14 protein-coding genes are annotated in these 20,451 nt (G+C 38.5%); 10 read left to right on the top strand and 4 right to left on the bottom strand.

The window, feature by feature from the left end; all coding sequences use genetic code 11:
* Positions 1-92: 92 nt before the first annotated feature.
* Both ppk1 and ACK1I8_RS08605 read left to right on the top strand, forming a co-directional pair.
* Positions 93-2,153 carry a polyphosphate kinase 1 gene (gene ppk1 / locus ACK1I8_RS08600; RefSeq protein ID WP_412468921.1) on the top strand — a complete coding sequence of 687 codons (2,061 nt, stop codon included), beginning with the start codon at positions 93-95 and terminating at the stop codon, positions 2,151-2,153.
* Entirely contained in the window at positions 2,153-3,034 is an 882-nt protein-coding gene (locus tag ACK1I8_RS08605) for an exopolyphosphatase (protein ID WP_412468922.1), read from the top strand. The genes ppk1 and ACK1I8_RS08605 overlap by 1 nt, the downstream gene beginning before the upstream one ends.
* A 219-nt stretch (positions 3,035-3,253) precedes the next feature.
* Here ACK1I8_RS08605 and pgl read toward each other — a convergent pair whose 3' ends face one another.
* From pgl to ACK1I8_RS08625, 4 genes are all read right to left on the bottom strand, one after another.
* Positions 3,254-3,979, bottom strand: a complete 726-nt coding sequence (pgl, locus tag ACK1I8_RS08610; protein WP_412468923.1) for a 6-phosphogluconolactonase — start codon at positions 3,977-3,979, stop codon at positions 3,254-3,256.
* A 106-nt stretch (positions 3,980-4,085) separates the two neighbouring features.
* A complete protein-coding gene (gene zwf / locus ACK1I8_RS08615) occupies positions 4,086-5,600 on the bottom strand; it encodes a glucose-6-phosphate dehydrogenase (RefSeq protein ID WP_412468924.1) in 1,515 nt (504 codons plus the stop codon).
* Between the two features lie 30 nt (positions 5,601-5,630).
* Positions 5,631-7,046, bottom strand: a complete 1,416-nt coding sequence (gndA, locus tag ACK1I8_RS08620; RefSeq protein ID WP_412468925.1) for an NADP-dependent phosphogluconate dehydrogenase — start codon at positions 7,044-7,046, stop codon at positions 5,631-5,633.
* A 99-nt stretch (positions 7,047-7,145) separates the two neighbouring features.
* On the bottom strand, positions 7,146-7,919 hold the full coding sequence (locus ACK1I8_RS08625; RefSeq protein ID WP_412468926.1) for an ROK family protein: 774 nt from the start codon (positions 7,917-7,919) through the stop codon (positions 7,146-7,148).
* A 147-nt stretch (positions 7,920-8,066) separates the two neighbouring features.
* Between ACK1I8_RS08625 and ACK1I8_RS08630 the strand changes: the two genes are divergently transcribed.
* The 8 genes from ACK1I8_RS08630 (at position 8,067) to ACK1I8_RS08665 (ending at position 20,370) form a co-directional block, all read left to right on the top strand.
* A complete protein-coding gene (locus ACK1I8_RS08630) occupies positions 8,067-9,296 on the top strand; it encodes a sterol desaturase family protein (protein WP_412468927.1) in 1,230 nt (409 codons plus the stop codon).
* 64 nt (positions 9,297-9,360) lie between these two features.
* Positions 9,361-9,927 (top strand): RNA polymerase sigma factor, encoded by a 567-nt coding sequence (locus ACK1I8_RS08635; protein ID WP_412468928.1) that lies wholly within the window; start codon positions 9,361-9,363, stop codon positions 9,925-9,927.
* A gap of 237 nt (positions 9,928-10,164) precedes the next feature.
* A complete protein-coding gene (locus tag ACK1I8_RS08640; protein WP_412468929.1) occupies positions 10,165-11,163 on the top strand; it encodes a FecR family protein in 999 nt (332 codons plus the stop codon).
* A 120-nt stretch (positions 11,164-11,283) separates the two neighbouring features.
* Positions 11,284-14,763, top strand: coding sequence for a SusC/RagA family TonB-linked outer membrane protein (locus tag ACK1I8_RS08645; RefSeq protein ID WP_412468930.1), 3,480 nt, complete (start codon positions 11,284-11,286; stop codon positions 14,761-14,763).
* A 10-nt stretch (positions 14,764-14,773) separates the two neighbouring features.
* Entirely contained in the window at positions 14,774-16,237 is a 1,464-nt protein-coding gene (locus tag ACK1I8_RS08650) for a SusD/RagB family nutrient-binding outer membrane lipoprotein (RefSeq protein WP_412468931.1), read from the top strand.
* 25 nt (positions 16,238-16,262) lie between these two features.
* On the top strand, positions 16,263-17,819 hold the full coding sequence (locus tag ACK1I8_RS08655) for a DUF5689 domain-containing protein (protein WP_412468932.1): 1,557 nt from the start codon (positions 16,263-16,265) through the stop codon (positions 17,817-17,819).
* Positions 17,820-17,885: 66 nt separating this feature from the next.
* On the top strand, positions 17,886-19,295 hold the full coding sequence (locus tag ACK1I8_RS08660) for a calcineurin-like phosphoesterase C-terminal domain-containing protein (protein ID WP_412468933.1): 1,410 nt from the start codon (positions 17,886-17,888) through the stop codon (positions 19,293-19,295).
* Between the two features lie 175 nt (positions 19,296-19,470).
* Positions 19,471-20,370, top strand: coding sequence for a glycerophosphodiester phosphodiesterase family protein (locus ACK1I8_RS08665; RefSeq protein WP_412468934.1), 900 nt, complete (start codon positions 19,471-19,473; stop codon positions 20,368-20,370).
* Positions 20,371-20,451 lie beyond the last annotated feature (81 nt).

A 20,451-nucleotide genomic window follows, 5' to 3' on the forward strand; every position in this document is an offset into this window, starting at 1 on the left:
TAACGTTAACATGTAAATGAATTAACATCGATTTAACAAATTAATATGCAGTTTTGAACATCCCTGTTTGGCAGGGATTTTTTATTTTTTAAATGAGCAATAAGAAGATTCCATTTTTTAACCGCGAAATCAGTTGGCTTTACTTTAATGAACGTGTACTGCAGGAAGCAGCCGATGAAACAGTGCCATTAATTGAAAGGATTAAATTTCTGTCGATATTTTCTTCCAATTTAGAGGAGTTTTACCGCGTAAGGGTGGCCACCATAAGCCGTTTAACCAATCTGAATGATAAAGCGAAAGCACTTTTGGGTTTTAATCCGAAGAAAATTCTGAATGAGATTAAAAACATTGTTGTAAAACAGGAAAAAAAATTCGACCAGCTTTTTCAGGCTACCTTGATTAATGAACTTGCTCAAAACAGGATTTTTATTTTAAATGATACCCAGCTGAATGTAAGCAGGGGAGAATTTGTTAAAAATCATTTCAGGGATAAAATTTTATCCAACCTGGTTCCTATCATGCTGGATATGGACAAACCCTTTCCGGAATTGAAAGACCGGTTTCTTTACTTTTTTGTTAAACTTTCGAAAAAAGAAACAAAAGTTAAGGAGAAATATGCACTTATTGAAATTCCACCTAATTTACCCCGGTTTCTGGTACTGCCTGAAACAAACGATCTGAAGTTTATAATCCTTGCTGAGGACATTATCAGGTATTGTTTAGATGATATATTTTATGTTTTTACTTACGATAGTTTAGAGGCTTATTCGATCCAGTTAACCAGGGATGCTGAGTTGGATATTGATAAAAACATTAGCGATAAGTTTATTGATGATTTAAAAAACAGCTTAGAGAAGCGCAAAAAGGGAAAACCCATGCGTCTGCTTTATGATTCGGCAATGCCGCTGAATATGCTTACTGTATTGGTTAATAAACTTAAGCTGGAAGCTGAAAGCTTAATACCAGGTAATCGTTACCACAAGTTTGGCGATTTTATTGCCTTTCCAAATGTGGGCAAAAAGGAATTGGAATATGCTCCGAATATACCGCTGAAAGTTCATGGGCTGCATAGAACACAAAGCATGTTCAGTAAAGTTGCGCAGCGCGATTATTTAGTCAATTTACCTTATCAATCTTATGATTACATCATTTTGTTTTTGCGTGAGGCTGCCATCGACCCAAAAGTAACTGAAATACAGATCACCTTGTATCGGCTAGCCGAAAACTCGAAGGTAATTAATGCCTTAATCAACGCCGCCAAAAATGGTAAAAACGTTTCTGTTCTGTTAGAACTTAAAGCTCGTTTTGATGAACAGGCCAATATTTATTGGACAAGCCGCTTAATGGAAGAAGGTGTTAAAGTAAACTATGGTTTAACGGATTATAAGGTACACTCTAAAATTTGCCTGGTAAAACGGATAGAAAAAGATAAACCAAAATACTATGCGAACCTGGCAACAGGAAATTTTAATGAAAAAACCGCAGGCTTGTACTGCGATCATAGCATTTTCACGGCCAGGAAGGAAATTACCAATGACCTGGTTAAACTTTTTGATGCATTGAACAAGCGTACCGTAACCAGAGGCTTCAAACACCTGATCGTTTCTCCACTGGAGAGCCGTTCTAAACTGGTTAATTTTATCAACCGTGAAATCAGAAATGCCAAGCAGGGTAAACTGGCTTACATTATGTTAAAAGTAAACAGTTTGGCTGATGAAGGCATTATTTCCAAACTTTACGATGCAAGCAATGCCGGGGTAAAAATTCAGCTCATTGTACGCGGAATCTGCTGTTTGGTACCTGGGGTTAAGGGCTTTAGCGAAAATATTACGGCTGTTAGTATCATCGATAAGTTTTTGGAGCATGCCAGGGTCTATATTTTTGGCAATAACGGCAAGAATGACATGTATTTATCGTCTGCAGATTTGATGAGCAGAAATTTCGAACATCGCGTTGAAGTCGGTTTTCCTGTGCTCGACAACGATCTGAAACAGGAGATACAGGACATTATCGACCTGCAACTACAAGACAATACCAAATCGAGGCAAATTAATGCCTTAAACAATAACAAATATCATAAAAACAGATTAAGCAGAAAGATAAGGGCGCAGGTAGATATTTATAACTATTTAAAAACCAAGCATCAATCATAATGTTGAGATACGCAGCTATCGATATCGGTTCGAATGCAGTGAGGTTACTCATCGCCGATATTAGTAAACAAGACGGAAAATATAAATATAAAAAGAACACCCTGATACGTGTGCCACTCCGATTGGGAGATGATGCATTTCTGGATCAATATATTTCAGAGAAAAAATCAGCAGATCTGGTCAAAACCATGGCTGCCTTTAAGAATTTAATGGACGTTTATCATGTTTCTGAATATTTAGCCTGTGCAACCTCTGCCATGCGCGAAGCGCGTAACGGTGAGGATATCGTAAAGCTGATTAAACAAGAAACAGACCTTACTTTAGAAATTATTGAGGGACAGCGCGAAGCCAATATCATTTATGCCAATCATATCGAAGAAGCATTAGACGAGAATAAAACGTACCTGTATATTGATGTGGGGGGAGGGAGTACAGAATTATCTGTTTTCGTAAAAGGAGCACCTGAAGCATCAAGATCTTTCAATATCGGTACCATCAGAATGCTTGATAACCAGGATAAGGAAGAAACCTGGGAGGAGATGAAAGATTGGGTGAAAGAACATACCAAAGCCTATAAGCATTTAGCCGGCATTGGTACCGGCGGCAATATCAATAAATTGTTCCGCATGTCGGATGAGAAAGAAAATGCGCCCCTATCATTACAGAAACTGAATTCGATGTATAACAAATTAACCAGTTATTCATTGAAAGAAAGAATTCATACACTGGGTTTAAACCCCGATCGTGCAGATGTGATTATCCCGGCCTGCGAGATTTATTTAACCTTGATGAAGTGGACAGGCATAAAACAGATTTATGTACCTAAAGTGGGTATGGCTGACGGAATTATTAAGTTGTTGATAGAGGAGAAGCTGGATTAAAGCAATCCTCAAATTACTCCTGCTGTTTGCAAGACCATAATTCGATGTACTGGGAGATTCTACCAGTGAGATTTCTCCGTTCCGTTGCACTCTGGTCGAAATGACGATTGATAGTTGAGGATAACTTTCAAATAATCTGTGGTGTCAGATTTTAACATTTGACACCGCAGATAAGTATTGTTTTACACGTCGGATGGTAACATCCGACAGCACATTTATCTAAGCATCCAAAAGTGAAACTGCTTTATCATCAACAAACCAGGTTAATTTACCGTCAATCGGATCAATTAACTGAGCAGGGTACAGATCAGGATTTTTTTCCGTATCGCCAATTACGTGTTTCAGGGCTTCTGCTTTATTCTCGCCAAACACCAGAAAGGCAACGTTATCAGCTTTATTGATCAACGGTGCCGTAAAGCTAATTCGATAAGTATCCAGTTTTTCTACGTATACGGCCGCTACGTTTACTTCTTCATCTTTAACCAGGGTAGTATGTGGAAAAATTGAAGCAGTATGTGCGTCATCACCCATGCCTAGCAGGATTAAATCGAACACGATATCTTCGCCATCAAAATGCTTGTCTATTGCTTTTTTATATTCAATAGCTGCTTTCTCTGGTGCCAAAGTGGTATTCACATAAAAAATATGATCTTCTTTAATGCCCAGGGGATCCAGAATGGTATTTTTGGCCATTAGTCCGTTGTAGTTATCATCGTTGGCCGGAACGTTGCGCTCATCGCCAAAAAAGAAATATACTTTTTCCCAGTTAATTCTATGCTTCCCTTCGGTAGCCAAAAAATGATAAAGTGCTTTAGGAGAACTACCACCCGTAAGTACAAAATTAAAGCGATCGTTTTCTTCGATAGACATTTCTGCAATTTTGATTACATAATCTGCCAGGTCCTGGTTTAATTCTTCTAATGTTTTGTATATAAGTAGATTCATTTTGTCAGTAATAAAATTGGCATACTGGTCCGATAGCTATCGGATTTATCCAGCATCTAACTGGAAAAGACCCTGAACTAAATTCAGGGTGACGCCCAGTGGGTAATTATTCTTTATTTTTCAATGGCAGATTAAACCAGTGGAAACCATCTCTTGCAATAAGTGCCTCAGCTTCTTCTGGTCCCCAGCTATCAGCAGGATAATTAGGGAAGTTGATTGATTTTTTACTTTCCCAGGTATTTAAAATCGGCATCACCAATTCCCAGGCAGCCTCTACCTGATCGCCACGCATAAATAGCGTTTGATCGCCCATCATGGCATCCAATAATAAGGTTTCGTAAGCTTCTGGTGTATCGCCCTCGTAGGTTCCTTTATAATCGAATACCATATCCACAGGGTTTAATACCATGTCTAATCCAGGTCTTTTGGCCTGTACCTGCATGCGGATACTCATTTCCGGCTGAATACTGATAACCAACCGGTTCTGTTGCCAGTTTTCAGTTACCCCAGATGAAAAAATTTGATGTGGAACATCTCTAAACTGAATGGTAATTAAGGATGAAGTTTGGTTTAAGCGTTTTCCTGTTCTTAAATAGAAAGGAATACCTTGCCATCTCCAGTTATCGATATGGAATTTAACTGCTGCAAAAGTTTCGGTATTGGAGTGAGGATCAACACCTTTTTCCTGACGGTAACCTGGAACTTCCTTACCTTCTACCCAACCTTTGCTGTATTGTCCACGCACCGTGTGAAACCGGATATCTTCAGCAGAGAAAGGACGCATTGCTCTTAACACCTCCACTTTGCGGTTCCTGATTTCATCGGCATCAAAATTGATTGGTGCTTCCATTCCAACTAAACAAAGCAATTGCAAAAGGTGATTTTGGATCATATCTCTCAAAGCGCCAGAACCTTCATAATAACCGCCACGATCGCCTACACCCAATTGTTCGGTTACCGAAATCTGGACGTGATCGATATACGAGCGGTTCCATAACGGCTCAAACAAGGCATTGGCAAAACGGAAAGCCATCATATTCTGCACGGTTTCTTTACCCAGGTAATGATCAATCCGGTAGATCTGCTTTTCAGTAAAAATAGTGCTAAGCAATGTATTTAACTCTTTTGCCGATTCTAAATCGTGGCCAAAAGGTTTTTCGATAACGATACGGCTGTTGTCTTCATCCTGTGTCAATTTATATTTCTGCAAGCACTCCGCAATAATAGGGAAGAAGTTAGGCGCAACTGCCAGGTAGAAAATGACCTGTGTGCCTGTGCCAAACTCTTTTTGATATTTTTCTACCGCAGCTTTCAAATTTTCGAAAGTTTTAGGCTGTGCAAAGTCGGTAGGGCAGTAATGGATGGTATTGGCAAAATCGTCCCACTTATCCTTTTTAACTTTTCCGGTTCGGGAAAATTCGTTCACAGCTTCTTCCAAAGCCGTTTTATAACTATCATCGGTAAATTCAGTTCTTCCTGTACCAATAATGGCAAACTGATCGGGCATGTAGCCCTCCATAAACAGGTTATACAGGGCCGGTGCTAATTTCCTTTTATTTAAATCGCCTGTTCCACCAAATATGACAAAAATGGTCGGGTTTAATGCGGTTTTGGTTTTCATTTTATGATTTCTGTTCTTAAGTCTGATTAGTTATGATAATTTGTTCCAATCGGCATGGAACACGCCTTCTTTATCAATACGCTCAAAGGTATGGGCGCCAAAGAAATCTCTTTGCGCCTGGATTAAGTTTGAAGGCATACGGCCTGTTGTAATCGTATCGAAATAAGTTAGCGTTGAAGCAAAAGCAGGTATACCTAAACCGGCATTTATACTGGCACTGATTGTTTTACGGGTACCGGATAAAGTAGCTTTAATAATGTTTTGAATACCTGCATCACCAAATAAATGCTCAAGAGCATTATTTTTATCATAAGCCTGATAAATATCTTCCAGGAATTTAGCCCTGATGATACAGCCGCCACGCCAGATTTTGGCAATTTCCTGCAACTGTAAATCGTATTGATATTCTTTTGATGCCTGAACCAGTAAATGCATCCCCTGGGCATAAGCACTGATCATCGAGAAATAAAATGCATCTTCCAGCTCCTCAACTGTAATCTCAATTTTAGCATCTTTTTTACCGAATGCTTCTTCTAAAGACACCCTAAGGGCTTTAAATTTAGATAAATCACGGTTAGAAACCGCTTCGTTAATCGTTGGTACAGGTAACTGAAGCTCCATTGAAACCTCCGAAGTCCACTTTCCGGTACCTTTTGAACGTGCTTCATCTTTAATCTGATCTAAAAGATCGTTTTGTGTATCGGTATCTTTAAACAGGAAGATTTCTGCAGTAATTTCTAACAGGAATGATTGCAGTCTGCCTTCGTTCCATTTTTTAAAAACTTTATAAATTTCCTCATTTGAATACCCCATGCCGTTTTTAAGGATACCATATACTTCGGCAATAAGTTCCATAATGGCGTATTCGATACCATTGTGTACCATTTTAACAAAGTGGCCGGAAGCACCCGGACCAATGTAAGTTACACAAGGATCGGTTCCAACTTTCGCAGCTACCGCATCAAAAACATCTTTAACTACATTATAAGCTTGTTTATCGCCACCTGGCATCATACTCGGACCAAAACGTGCGCCTTCTTCACCACCGGAAATACCCATTCCGAAAAAATGTAAGCCATCTTTCTCCAGCTCATCCACACGGCGGTTGGTATCGGTAAAGTGGGAGTTTCCACTATCGATGATAATATCACCTTTACTTAAAAGTGGTTTCAATTCGGCAATAACGCTATCTACAATTGGACCGGCAGGCACTAATAAAATCAGCGTACGCGGAGTTTGCAAGCTTGAAATAAAGCTTTCTATATCATTAAAGCCTTCCAGCTGATGTGCTTTGCCTTCCTCTTCCAACTTAGCAATCATTTTGGTGTCTTTATCGTAACCGGTAACCGAGAAGCCTTTATCAGCCATGTTTAATAAAAGGTTTCGGCCCATCGTGCCTAAGCCGATCATGCCCAATTTATATTTTTTCGAATCGTTATTTGCCATTTTTTATTTTTTTGAATGCACCCAAAAATAGGGTTTACAAATTAATATTGCAGATTTTGTTGTTAAAAGATTGTAATAAACAATGAATTCAGCGTTGTGCTATTTTTTTGGCGATACAGTAAAAATATTGTATTTATCGGCAAGTTTCCAGAGTTTTGCCCCACCTTTAATGCCATCTCTGTTCGTTACAATTTTAATATTGCCTTCCAGTTTAAAATCGATGTGTTTAGAATTACCACCACCAATGTATAAAGCATCATAATTGAAAACCGTTTTATAAACTTCGATAATCTTTTTTAAACGTTTATTCCAGCGTTCAGCACCGATTTTTTCAAAAGCCTTATTCCCGATATAATCGTCATAATCTTCTTCTTTATTAATCGGAAAATGCGCCAGTTCTAAATGCGGCAATAATTCGCCATCAAATAACAGTGCCGTTCCAAATCCTGTTCCTACTGTAAAAACAATTTCAAAACCTTTGCCATCAACTACACCTAAGCCTTGTTGATCGGCATCGTTTACCAAACGTACGGGATGCCCCAGTACATTGGCAACACGTTGCGCCAGATCAACATCCTCCCATTTATTTTTCGCCAGATTAGGTGCGGTTTTAACGATGCCGTTTTTAACATAACCTGGAAAACCAATCGAAATGCGGTTGAACGTTTGCGGGAAAGGTTTAACCAGATCTACTATTCCGTTAACAATATCTTTAGGTGTAGCTTCAGGCGGAGTTTTGCTTTTAACATATTCATTAAGCATGTTGCCGCTTTCATCCAAAAGAACTGTTTTTATACTTGTACCACCAATATCAACCGATAATATATTGTTGTTTCCAACTTTTTTCTCTGTAGCCATAAACGCTTTAATCATAATTTCGAAGTTCTACAAATAAATTAAAATGGCAAATATTAAATGAAGATTGATTTTTTTAGATAAAATAATATACACTATAAAATCTATATATTTAGTAGAATATAATTAAGTTTGTTCCGTTAATTTAAAAAGATATAAACGGTTATGACGGTAAACTACCTTGCATTTGCTATTCCAGCATTCTTTATTTTTGTATTTATTGAATTTAAAATAGCCCAATACCAAAAGAAGGCTAAAATTTTTAAATATGAGAGTACCGTTGCAAATTTTAGCGTAGGCATTGCTGAAAGGTTATTAAATTTATTCATCGCGGCAAGTTTTTATCAGGTGTACAACCGGGTTTATACCAACTATGCCATTTTCGACATTTCTACCAAATGGTATGTATGGATTTTGCTATTGCTTGCCACCGATTTTGTTTGGTACTGGTATCACCGGTTAGGGCATGAGATTAATTTTTTATGGGCTGCGCACATAGTTCACCACCAAAGTGAAGAATTTAATTTATCTGCCGCAGCACGGATTACCACCATTCAGGCCATTTTTCGCAATGTATTTTGGTGTATATTACCCTTATTGGGTTTTCATCCTAATATGATCATCACTATACTTTTGGCTCACGGAGCTTATTCATTTTTTACGCACACGCAATTAGCCGGTAAATTGGGCTGGTTGGAAAATATATTGATCACACCTTCTTTACATGGCGTTCACCATGCATCGGATGAGAAATACCTGGACAAAAACTATGGCGACGTTTTTGTTTTTTGGGATAAACTCTTCGGTACCTTCCAAAAGGAAGAAGAAGCTCCAAAATATGGCTTAACCCACCCGATCAAAAGTTACAGTTTTCTTTGGCAGCATTTTCATTATTATCTGGAAATAGGCGAAGCCTACAGGCGTGCAAATGGATTCAGGGCAAAATGGAATGCTATCTTCGGCAGCCCAGCCTTGATGGATCAAAATATCAGGCCTGTTTTAGAAGAGCGTTATTTCCAGCAAAGAAAACAATATCAATCCAAACCTAAATTTAAAACTTATTTAAATATTCAGTTAACTGGGGTAGTTGCCATGCTTACAGGTACTACCATGTTTTACGAATCATTAACATCAATACATAAAATAGCCATAGCAGTTTTTATTTTGGTTACACTGATTAACATCGGTGCGTTATTGGAGCAGCGCAAGTGGATTTATTACCTGGAATGTTTCAGATTGATATTGGTATTTGGTTATCTTTTCTACCGTTTTGATATCATCGAATTTTTAATATTACCAGTTGTAGGATTGATCATTCTAGAGCGTAATTTTTCTTTGAACAGCTTGTACAAAAAACACTTTTTCAGCTACCAATCCAACACAATTAATACATAGGTAACCTAAAATAAAAGTTGGCTTAATATTATCGTAACCTTGTCAGGCTACTTTTGCTGGCAAGATGAAGGATGTATATTTAAGCAAAAGTGATGAAGAGTTAATGTCTCTGATGATCAATCAGGACAGCCTTGCATTAGAAACGCTTTTCAACAGGTATTATCCTGCTTTATGCAAATTTACCTCTATCTATATTAAAGATTACAATAGGGCTGAAGAGCTTATTGCTGATCTTTTTATGAAGCTCTGGGACAAAAGAAATGAACTGCGGATCAGATCGATCAAAAAGTACCTGTTTACCGCGGCTAAAAATTTAGCCTTTAATGAAGTTCAACGTGTAAAATTCAATATTTTAAGTATTAACGATCGTGAAGATACGCTAGATTTTCCGGATACTTATTTAAATCCACACGAACAGCTTACCAGCAGGGAATCTTATTCCGAAATTATGGATTTGATTAAACTGTTACCAGATCGGCAGCGGGAGGTGCTTTTAATGAGCCGCATAGATATGCTGGAGAAAAACATGATTGCCGATTTACTGGGCATAACGATCAGAACGGTAGAAACCCTGCTATATCAGGCGGTAAAAAACTTCAGATCCCTTACTACCGACCGTTCTGCTATTTAATCTGCTCTTCTTTGCCTACCGTATTTAATGCTGAAGTGATGTGGCCCTGAGGGGATCAATTATTTAAATATCAGCATAATTAGTTTTTTGGAAGCGTAATTATTTGCATGTATATCGCGTATCATCCAGGCAACCACGTAAATCCCTGCCATTAACAATTTATTAACAATAATTTGATCTTTTTCGCTACGTATCGCTGTCAGTTAATCTGTCTTACATGCAGAACCGCATAACTAAATGGACGAACATTACTACCGATTAATAGCGCATTACAGCAAGAAAACCATTGGCACAGAAGATTTAACTGATTTATTGACCTGGGTAGAAAGTAGCCGGAAGAATCAGCAGATTTTCATCGAAACCTTAAATGTATTTGAAGTAGCAGATCATTCCCTGAACAAGCCTGTAAATCAGCAAAAAAGCTGGTCGGCCATTCAACAACATATCGAAAATAACACGGAACCATCTCCGGTGATAAAAAAAATCAACTATCGCAGCTACCTTTCAATAGCTGCCGCAATTTTGGTGATTACTTTATTGCCAATATTATATTTCAACAATTTTCGCCCGAAAAAAACGGAAGCTGCCGCTTACCATGAAATTTATAATCCCCGCGGACAGAAAAGACTGGTTACCTTGCCCGACGGCTCCAACATCTATTTAAACGGCGATAGTAAAATCCGGTATGCATTAAATTTTAATACCGGTAAACGTATCGTTTATTTAGCAGGTGAAGCTTTTTTTGATGTACAGCACCGCAGCAGACAGCCTTTTATTGTACACACAGGAAAAGTAAGCACTACTGTTCTGGGTACCTCATTTAACATTAATGCTTACCCGTCTTTAAAAAATATCGCCATCACCGTGCAAACGGGCAAGGTAGGGGTAGTGTTTAAAAGTGAAGGTAAAATTGCACCTGTGCAGTTCCTTTTACCAAATCAACAACTCAGTATTAGTAAAAACAATGGACAGGCTTCTAAAAAGCAGGTAAATGCAGTTGATTTTGATAGCTGGAGGGAATATAAAATCTTTTTTTACGATAAACCCCTGAACGAAATCACCGAGGTAATAGCCCGTGAGTATGATCTTGATATTGAAATCAAAACCGAAGCTTTAAGAAAGGTTAAGCTCACCGCAAAATTTGATAAATGCCCGGCTAAGCAGATTATGGATGTAATTGCCAAGCTATCGGGTTCAAAATATACCATCTATGGAAATAAAGTAATCATTTATTAACGATAAACCGGAAACATAGCTATGATATAAAATTACTAAACCGAAAGATGGCTCGAAATGGACACATTGCAAGCCCTGAAAACTGTATACTCATTTGACAAAGTAAAACTTAGTAAAGATATGAAAATTAATATCCGGTGGATTAAAATCTTCCATCAGTATCCCTCAAAAATTATGGTAATCATGGCCATAACGATGTTGAATCTGCTCTCTTTCTCTTTATATACCCATGCACAAAGTGATAAAAAATTTTTATTTGAAGCGGATGGCATCACCCTAAAAAAGGCATTTGAAACTTTAGAAAAGCTGAGCGGTAATCATATTGCTTATAACAATAGCCAGCTCAATGATCAGAAAAAGGTTTATGTTTCCAGAGGAACAAGATCAGTATCTGAAATACTGGATCTGCTTTTGAAAGGAATGCCTTTTACCTATAAAGCCAGCGGTACAGGTAATATCCTGATTACCGCAAAAAACACCAATATAGGTCGGATTAGCGGAAGGGTTGTGGATGAAAACAATGAACCCATTCCGGCTGCAACCATTAAAATTGTTGAACTGAATACCATTGGGCAAACCAATAACAATGGCGAATATAATCTAAATGCTGCCCAAGGCATTTATACTGTTGAGGCCAGATTTATTTCTTACGAAATTGCCAGAAAGCAACAGGTAAAGGTTAATGTGGGTGCAACCACTAATGTTAACTTTAAACTGGTACAAGCGGACAACTCACTAAATGAAGTGGTGGTAACTGCTTTAGGTATTAAAAGACAGGAGAAAGCTTTGGGTTACTCTACTACTACGGTAAAAGGAGAGGATTTAACCAGCGCATTATCTAACAACTGGACCGATGCTTTATCTGGTAAGGTTGCCGGCTTAAATTTAGTCAGATCTAATGGCGGGCCTGGAGGCTCTAACAAAATAATTTTACGTGGTGAAAATAATCTGGGTGGCGGAAACGATGCATTAATTGTAGTAGATGGCGTTGTAATTAACCAGGGAAGCGGTAGAACAACCGGTTATGGCGGCTCCGGCTATCTTGCTGATGAGACACCAGTGGATTATGGAAGTGGTTTGGGTGACATCAATCCAGAGGATATTGAAGATGTTACTGTATTAAAAGGGCCTGGAGCTGCGGCTTTATATGGACAGAGAGGCGCAAACGGAGCCATCGTAATTACCACAAAATCGGGCAGGAAAACTCAAAAGGGGATTGGTGTCACGATTAATTCCAATACCATGATGGAAACGATTAATAGATGGCCTGATTTACAATATGAGTATGGTCAAGGTGTTGACGGCGATAATTATTATTCTTACAATGCGTCTGCAGATGGCCCGAGTACTCGCAGTACAAGCTCTGCCTGGGGGCCAAAATTTAATGGCCAATCTTATTTCCAGTATGATCCGGTAACCCATACACAGGCTACTACAAGGACACCATGGATACCTTATGTAAACGACTCTAGAAAATTTTTCGAAACAGGCAGGACTTACACCAATAGTGTTACCCTTTCTGGAGGTAATGATAAAACAACAGCCAGATTTTCTGCAACAAATGTAAATAATAGCTGGATTATACCTAACACTGGCTACGAAAGAACTTCAATAGCACTATCTGTTAATCAGAAGGTAACAGATAAGCTTCAAATTGCTGCTAAAGTTAATTACAATAATAAAACGAGTGATAACTTACCTTCTACAGGATACAATAATCAATCTATTATGTATTGGTATTTATTTTGGGAGCCAAATGCGACGATAGATTGGTTAAAAGATTATTGGTTACCCGGTAAAGAAAATATTTCACAGAGCTATCCTTTCAGCAGTTTTCCGGATAACCCATATTTGATCGCTAACGAGATGTTAAACGGATCAAGAAGAAATGGCTTGACCGGAAATATTTCTGCAACCTATAACTTTACGAAGAATTTTAGCTTTACAGTAAGAACATCTTTAGATTTATCTCAGGAGCAGCGTACGCAACAAAGACCTTTTGATACTGAAAAATATAAGAAAGGTATGTACCGTACCCAGAGCATCAATTCTCAGGAGATAAATAGCGATTTCTTGTTAAGGTACCAGAAAAAATTAGGGAAAGACTTTGAAGTTTCTGCCTCTGTGGGCGGAAGCATGTTAAAAAACCATTATAATAAAGATGAAAACAGAGCAGACTCTTTGCTTTATCCGGGTGTTTACTCGCTGGCAAATGCAGCCGGTGTAATTGTACCTTTTCCATTTAGGAGCCAGTATAATATCAATAGTTTTTACGGATTATTGACTGCAAGCTACAAAAACTTCTTGTATCTGGATGTTACCGGTCGTAACGATTGGAATAGTGTTTTAGCCTCGCCAACGTCGACAAAAAATGTCTCTTTCTTTTATCCATCAGTTAATTTAAGTTTTATTGCATCTGAAGTATTAAGGCTTCCAAAAGCGTTTTCATATGTAAAAATCAGGGGATCACTTGCTGGCGTAGGAAGTGGGGAAACTACACCTTACAAAACGTCATATACCTATATTCCGGTGCCTAACTATGCTGGTGGTTTAGCTAATCCAACAACTTTGCCCAATACTGATTTAAAATCATTGTTTACCACCAGCTACGAGGGAGGATTGGAAGTTAAAATGTTTAACAATAGATTAGGTTTTGATATAACTACCTACAAAGGGAAAACCAAAAACCAGATCCTGTCCTCAACGGTTGATGCTTCCTCTGGTGTAAGAAGTGTAATTGTAAATGCAGGTTTGGTTACCAACAGTGGTGTTGAAATTGCATTGGATGGAACACCTGTAAAAACCCGTAGCGGCTTTAGCTGGAATATTACAGGAACATTTGCAGCAAATAAAAACACCGTTGTAGAATTAACACCTGGATTAGATCAATACATCCTCCAAAACGGGCCAGGAAGCAGAGGCGCTATCATCGCATTTCCCGGAGGAAGTATGGGCGATTTATATGGCAGGGGTTACCAGAGATCTCCAGATGGGCAAATTGTTTATGATGGTAATGGCAACCCGATCATTACCACCGATATGCAATATATTGGTAATACCAATCCGAGATGGAAAGCCAGTATTGCCAATACTTTTAAATACAAACATTTCTCACTCAATTTCATGTTTGATACGCAATATGGCGCAGTAGGCTATTCTTTATCTGCTGCTGTATTAGCAGAACAAGGTAAAACGGTAAATACCTTGCCAGGACGTTACAATGGTATTATCGGAAACGGTGTTCAACGTAATCCTGACGGTTCTTTCCGCCCCAATGATGTGATCAGTAAAGACGCGACAACTTATTACACGGCACATTATGGTCGCGACAACGTAGAAGGGACTACGTATTCTACAGATTATTTAAAGCTAAGGGAAGCGCGTTTGGACTATACTTTTACGCCGAAGTTTTTAAGTAGAATTGGACTAACCAGAGCTGCGATAGGTATTTATGGCCGTGATTTATGGGTATTAACAAAATGGCCATTGTTCGACCCTGAATTTGGAACATTAGGAAACGGAGATATCAATAAAGGCTTTGAATATGGCCAATTCCCATCGACCAGATCATTCGGATTCAATTTAGTAATTGGCATTTAAATTTAAAACAATGAAAAGTAGAAGATACATATATCCAATAATCGTAGTTATTACAACTATATCTACGATGATGCCTTCGTGCAAAAAGGATTTTAGTAAAATAAATACTAACCCAAATACAAGCGCTTTTGCATTGCCACAGGCTTTACTGGCTCCAGCCATAACTGATGTTGTAGCTGCCAATATGAGCAGAAGCCAAAGAATTACCAATGAGTTAATGCAGGTTACTGTAAATATGGGCGATACCGAAGGAAAGATATTCAGGTACGAGGTTAGGACAGCGGAAGCAGATTATTTGTGGAACGCATGGTATACTGAATTAACGAATTTTAAAGATATCTATAAAGGTGGCGAAGATAATTTAAATACATCTTACCAGGCATTATCGCTGATATGGCAAGCCTATACTTACTCTTTATTAACTGATACCTATGGTGATATACCTTTTTTCAATGCTAATAAGGCTAAGGAGGGGATATATACACCAAACTTTGATCAACAGAAAGACATTTATCCTGCTTTATTTTTAATGCTTGAGCAGGCAAATGAATTTTTAAAAGTTGGAAATGCTACAGGGAATGCAATTACTTCAGCTAGTGATCCTATTTACGCCGGAAACAGGGATAAATGGAGAAGATTCGGAAATAGCCTTTACTTAAGGTTATTGTTAAGAGTCTCGGGAAAGGCCGAAACAAATGCAATAGCTAAAATTAAGGAAATTGTAGATACTAAAGCATCAAATTATCCGATTATGACCAGCAATGATGATTCGGCAGTTTTAAAGTGGAGTGGCACTGGAGCTTATGTATCGCCATTTGTTCCATGGAGGGATGGAGATTGGTATGGACCAAAATTAGCTAGCTTCTTTGTTGATAATTTAAATGAAAGAAGCGATCCCAGAATTCAAAAATGGGCAACTTTATATCAGGGAGATTATCAAGGGATACCTAGTGGCTACCCTCCAGGCCAGGCACCTGAAGGTAAATCTTCCTTTCCGGTTTCATTAAAAGCCGAACCGCTACTGGGTAATATCATGAATTATTCTGAGCTACAGTTTATTTTGGCAGAGGCTGCAGTTAAAGGTTGGATTACGGCAAAGACGCCACAGGCTTATTACGAGGCCGGTGCAGCCAGTGGAATAACTTTCTGGGGTTACACCTTACCTTCGAATTACCTAACATTTGAAAAAGTGAAATGGGATAACAACTATACATTAGATCAAAAAATGGAGTTGATCCATATTCAAAAATATTATTCTTTATTTTTTACTGATCTTCAACAGTGGTTCGAATTTAGAAGAACCGGCCATCCTGTATTGCCGAAAGGTGCCGGTTTAAATAATGGGGGTGTTATGCCTGCAAGGTTAAACTATCCGGTATATGTACAATCGGCCAATGGAGACAATTATAAAGCAGCTGTAGCTGTTCAGGGAGCCGATAACATTAATACTTTAGTTTGGTGGCAAAGGCCTTAAAGATTACATTTTAAAGAGATAATTTATGAAAACCAACTATTTATACATCTATTTAATCATTGCCAGTTTAGCCTTCGCCGGCTGTAAAAAGCATGATTTTGCTGCTGGAAAAGTTAGTACGATTACTTATATTGAAGAAATCAGAAGTTTGTACAAAGGATCTGACCTTATTATTCTAAAAGATGCACTTGCCGGAGCTGGCTCTATTACAGGAGTGGTAATTTCTAACATCGATTCGGGTAATGTTCCGCTAAACACAGTGGTTATACAGAGTACAAGAAAAGGAAGAACACGTGGACTTATACTTAATCTTGAGAATCCATCAGTTTATAAACCAGGCGATTCATTACTGATAAAAGTTGAAGGGAGTTCCCTTAAACGTGTTAAGGGAGCTTTACAGATTGTTGGACTTACCGATGCATCAATAGTTAAGATATCTGCCAACAACAAAATCAACGTTCAAACCGCATCCAGTTATAACATTTCGCTTAAGCCAGATGAATATGAGAGTACATTGGTACAGATTAAATCGGGTTTGATTAATCCTTTGCCAACTTTTGGTGATAATTTTATTGGAGATAAAAGTGTGGTGAACGGAGCCGATAGCCTAATCTTACATACTGAAGCAACGGCAAATTATGCAAAAACTGATCTTCCTGCCGGAGCTACATTCACCGGAATTGTATTTATTAATAACGAGATTCCAAACAGAACACCAATTCAGCTTTGGCCTAGGGTATCAACAGATATCACGGAGAGAGTGGCTCCACCAGATCCAAATGGCCCTGGTTTAGGAAAATTCCCAGTAGTGATAACCGGTATTGTTGCTGATGCCAAAGGTGGCGATGGTAATTATGAATATGTACAATTTAGAGCAACAAGGGATATAGATTTTACCAAAAACCCACTTTCGGTTATTACCTGTACCAATGGTGGTACTGCCGCTCCTTATGCGGGTACTGCGCCTGCAGGAGGTTGGGCTACAGGCGGAGGAAGAACTTATAAGTTTAATTTAACCAGCGGTACAGTAGCAAAAGGAGAATTTTTCTATGTTGGAGGCAGCAATCAACGCATTAACGGCGCAAACTCTACGTCACTGAGTACCTCAAAATGGATCAGGTCTATAGCGTATGTAACCAACGACGGCGATGGATTCGGATCTAAAAGTAGCGGTATATTTCCAAATAGTGGTAATGCTGGTGGGGTGGCTGTTTTTGAAGGAACAATTATAAATGAAACATCTGTACCTTTGGATGTGGTCTTTTTTGGCGGTTCTGGTAAAACAACGCTCTATAATGCAGTTAATAATTATGGTTATCGTGTTGTTAACAATGATCATTATAATACAATTGATCCCGCAACTGCTACAGATCAACCTTTCTTTTTCCAGGGTACTAATCAGTATATCATCCCTCATTCTGCCGTAGCAGATCTAGGTCTGTTCTTAAAGTTAGGGGGATCGTTTAATGCAACAACAAAAACCTGGACTACTGCCAGAGGAGGTATATATTATCAAATGTCGTTAACTACATCTGTAAGTGAAATCGAATCAGGAGCTGATGTTACTCAAATAACCAATTAACGCAATGGTTCTCTTGATTAGTAATTCATGAGAACCATTGATTTCAAATCCACATCGTTTAATACCATGAACAGAAGATCATTTATACAAAAATCAACTTTATTAACCTCTTCCTTATTCATTAGTTTAAAATCATTTCCTTCATCGTTGTTCGCTGTAGATGGTTTGGTAAGCGGCACCGTAACCAGCAAAGGCAAAGCCGTAGCCGGCGTTGTTATTTCTGACGGCTATAGCGTAGTGCAGACTGACAAAATCGGCAATTATGAACTGAAATTAAACGAACTGGCCCGCTTTGTGTGGATCAGTACACCATCGGGTTATGAATTTAAAACCGAAAGCAGCATTGCCCGTCACTACTATAAGCCAGATACAGCAGGTAAATTAAATTTCGATCTTAAACCACTCAAACAGAATGATAACAAGCATAATTTTATTATTTGGGCCGATCCACAGGTAAAAACCAAAAAAGATGTACAACAGATGATGGAAACTTCTGTGCCAGATACGCTTGAAGTGGTAAAAGCGATGGGTAAAACGCCCGTTCATGGTATTGGTGTCGGCGATCTGGTGTGGGACAACTTAGCTCTTTTTCCTGCCTATGATGAAGCTATTGCGCAAATCGGCATTCCTTTTTTCCAGTGTCTCGGCAATCATGACATGGATTACCGCATGGGTGATGATGACACCTCCGACCGCATTTTTCAAGCACATTATGGGCCAACATATTATTCTTTCAATAGGGGAAAGGCCCATTACGTGGTTTTGGATGATGTACGTTATTTAGGCGTAGAGCGAACTTATGATGGATACATTACGCCAACTCAGTTAGAATGGCTGGCCAAAGATTTACAGTTTGTACCAAAAGATGCACTGCTCATCATCTGTCTGCATATTCCGGTACACAACTCTGTAAAAAACAATGATGATTTTTATGCTGTTTTAAAAGATTTCAAAAACGTGCATATCATGTCTGGCCACACCCATTTTAATAAAAATGTAATTACAAATGGCATTTACGAGCATAATCATGGCACTGTATGTGGTGGCTGGTGGACGGGCCCTATTTGTGGCGACGGAACACCTCGCGGTTATGGGGTTTATGAGGTGAACGGAACAGATTTGAAATGGTACTATAAGTCAACCGGCGAAGATCGTAAAAAGCAGTTGAGTATTTATGTAGATATGCTAACCAACCAAAAAAGGCTGATCGCCAATGTTTGGAATTATGATCCGGAATGGAAAGTGGAATATTTTCTGGATGGAAAAGCAATGGGGACTTTGGCTATTCAGGACGGGTTCGATCCTTTATCGGTAAAACTTTATAAAGGTGATAAATTGCCCAACCCAAGGCCATTTGTTGAGCCGGTATCTACTGACCATCTATTTTTGGCCCATTTTGCTCCTTCTGTTAAAAAAGTAAAGGTCGTAGCCACCGATCGTTTCGGAGAAAAATTTGAAGCCGAAATTGATGCCTAATGAGGCTAAGCAATGATTGGATATTAACACTGAAGTTATTTACGCTTTGATCAAACGCGTCAGATGGAAACATCTGACGCTACAAAAAAATTGATTATCGTGCTGTAGGATGTCACCAATCTTACAGTTGACGAACGATGATTTCTAAAGACCTTTTTAAAATTAACTTTTGGATATGAAAATTAAAAAAACAGCCATAATTATTCTTTTGGTTTCATTAGCAATAAAATCGAATGCTCAGGAAATTAAATTCCCCGAATTCAGTGCCGAAGCGCACCGTGGCGGACGTGGTTTAATGCCTGAGAATAGCATTGAGGCCATGCTAAACGCCATGAAAATAGATGGAATTACTACCCTGGAAATGGATACACATATCTCAAAGGATGGCAAAGTGGTGGTTACTCATGATGATTACCTGAACCCGGTTTTTATGCTTACACCAGATGGAAAAGATATTCCGGAAACAGATAACAGGAAATACCGCATTTTCGGAATGAACTATGCCGACATTAAACAGTTTGACCTGGGCACTAAATATTACCCCCAATTTCCTCAACAGAAGAAAGAAAAAACGCATCTTCCTTTACTTTCTGATTTAATCGATGCCGTGCAGCGCGATATCAAAAATAATAAACGTAAACAGTTTTTCTATAATATCGAAACCAAGTGCAGTGAAAGTGGTGACGGGATCACCAATCCTAAACCTGAAGAATTTGTTCGGCTTTTGATGGATGTGATCATAAAGAAAAATATCTCCGATTTCGTGGTGATTCAATCTTTTGATAAAAGGACCATCCAGATCATCCATGAGAAATATCCGAAAGTAAAAACTTCTTTTTTGGTAGCCAACAAAAAAACTTACCAAGAAAATATGGCTGATCTGGGTTTCAAACCCTTTATCTTAAGTCCGGTGTGGCAAATGGTAAACGAAGAACTGGTTAAAAAGGCACATGCCGATGGTGTAAAAATTATTCCCTGGACAGCAAATACCTTAGCTGATATCCAAAAATTAAAATCGATAAATGTGGACGGTATCATTTCTGATTATCCGGATATTCTAGTACAGGCGAAATAATGGGTTATCGGAAAATGCAATCCTTTTTGTAGATCATAATTTTATCTGGTCGAGATCGCTGATCTCGACCAGCATTTATCA

The sequence above is a fragment of the Pedobacter sp. KLB.chiD genome, assembly GCF_047040275.1.
In the GTDB taxonomy this organism is placed as follows: domain Bacteria; phylum Bacteroidota; class Bacteroidia; order Sphingobacteriales; family Sphingobacteriaceae; genus Pedobacter.

Coding starts and splice junctions, on each gene's coding strand:
- ACK1I8_RS08630 (WP_412468927.1), top strand. CDS start 8,067: ATGACGGTAAACTACCTTGCATTTGCTATTCCAGCATTCTTTATTTTT.
- ACK1I8_RS08605 (WP_412468922.1), top strand. CDS start 2,153: ATGTTGAGATACGCAGCTATCGATATCGGTTCGAATGCAGTGAGGTTA.
- ACK1I8_RS08625 (WP_412468926.1), bottom strand. CDS start 7,919: ATGATTAAAGCGTTTATGGCTACAGAGAAAAAAGTTGGAAACAACAAT.
- ACK1I8_RS08655 (WP_412468932.1), top strand. CDS start 16,263: ATGAAAACCAACTATTTATACATCTATTTAATCATTGCCAGTTTAGCC.
- gndA (WP_412468925.1), bottom strand. CDS start 7,046: ATGGCAAATAACGATTCGAAAAAATATAAATTGGGCATGATCGGCTTA.
- ACK1I8_RS08645 (WP_412468930.1), top strand. CDS start 11,284: ATGAAAATTAATATCCGGTGGATTAAAATCTTCCATCAGTATCCCTCA.
- ACK1I8_RS08660 (WP_412468933.1), top strand. CDS start 17,886: ATGAACAGAAGATCATTTATACAAAAATCAACTTTATTAACCTCTTCC.
- zwf (WP_412468924.1), bottom strand. CDS start 5,600: ATGAAAACCAAAACCGCATTAAACCCGACCATTTTTGTCATATTTGGT.
- pgl (WP_412468923.1), bottom strand. CDS start 3,979: ATGAATCTACTTATATACAAAACATTAGAAGAATTAAACCAGGACCTG.
- ACK1I8_RS08650 (WP_412468931.1), top strand. CDS start 14,774: ATGAAAAGTAGAAGATACATATATCCAATAATCGTAGTTATTACAACT.
- ACK1I8_RS08640 (WP_412468929.1), top strand. CDS start 10,165: ATGGACGAACATTACTACCGATTAATAGCGCATTACAGCAAGAAAACC.
- ACK1I8_RS08665 (WP_412468934.1), top strand. CDS start 19,471: ATGAAAATTAAAAAAACAGCCATAATTATTCTTTTGGTTTCATTAGCA.
- ACK1I8_RS08635 (WP_412468928.1), top strand. CDS start 9,361: ATGAAGGATGTATATTTAAGCAAAAGTGATGAAGAGTTAATGTCTCTG.
- ppk1 (WP_412468921.1), top strand. CDS start 93: ATGAGCAATAAGAAGATTCCATTTTTTAACCGCGAAATCAGTTGGCTT.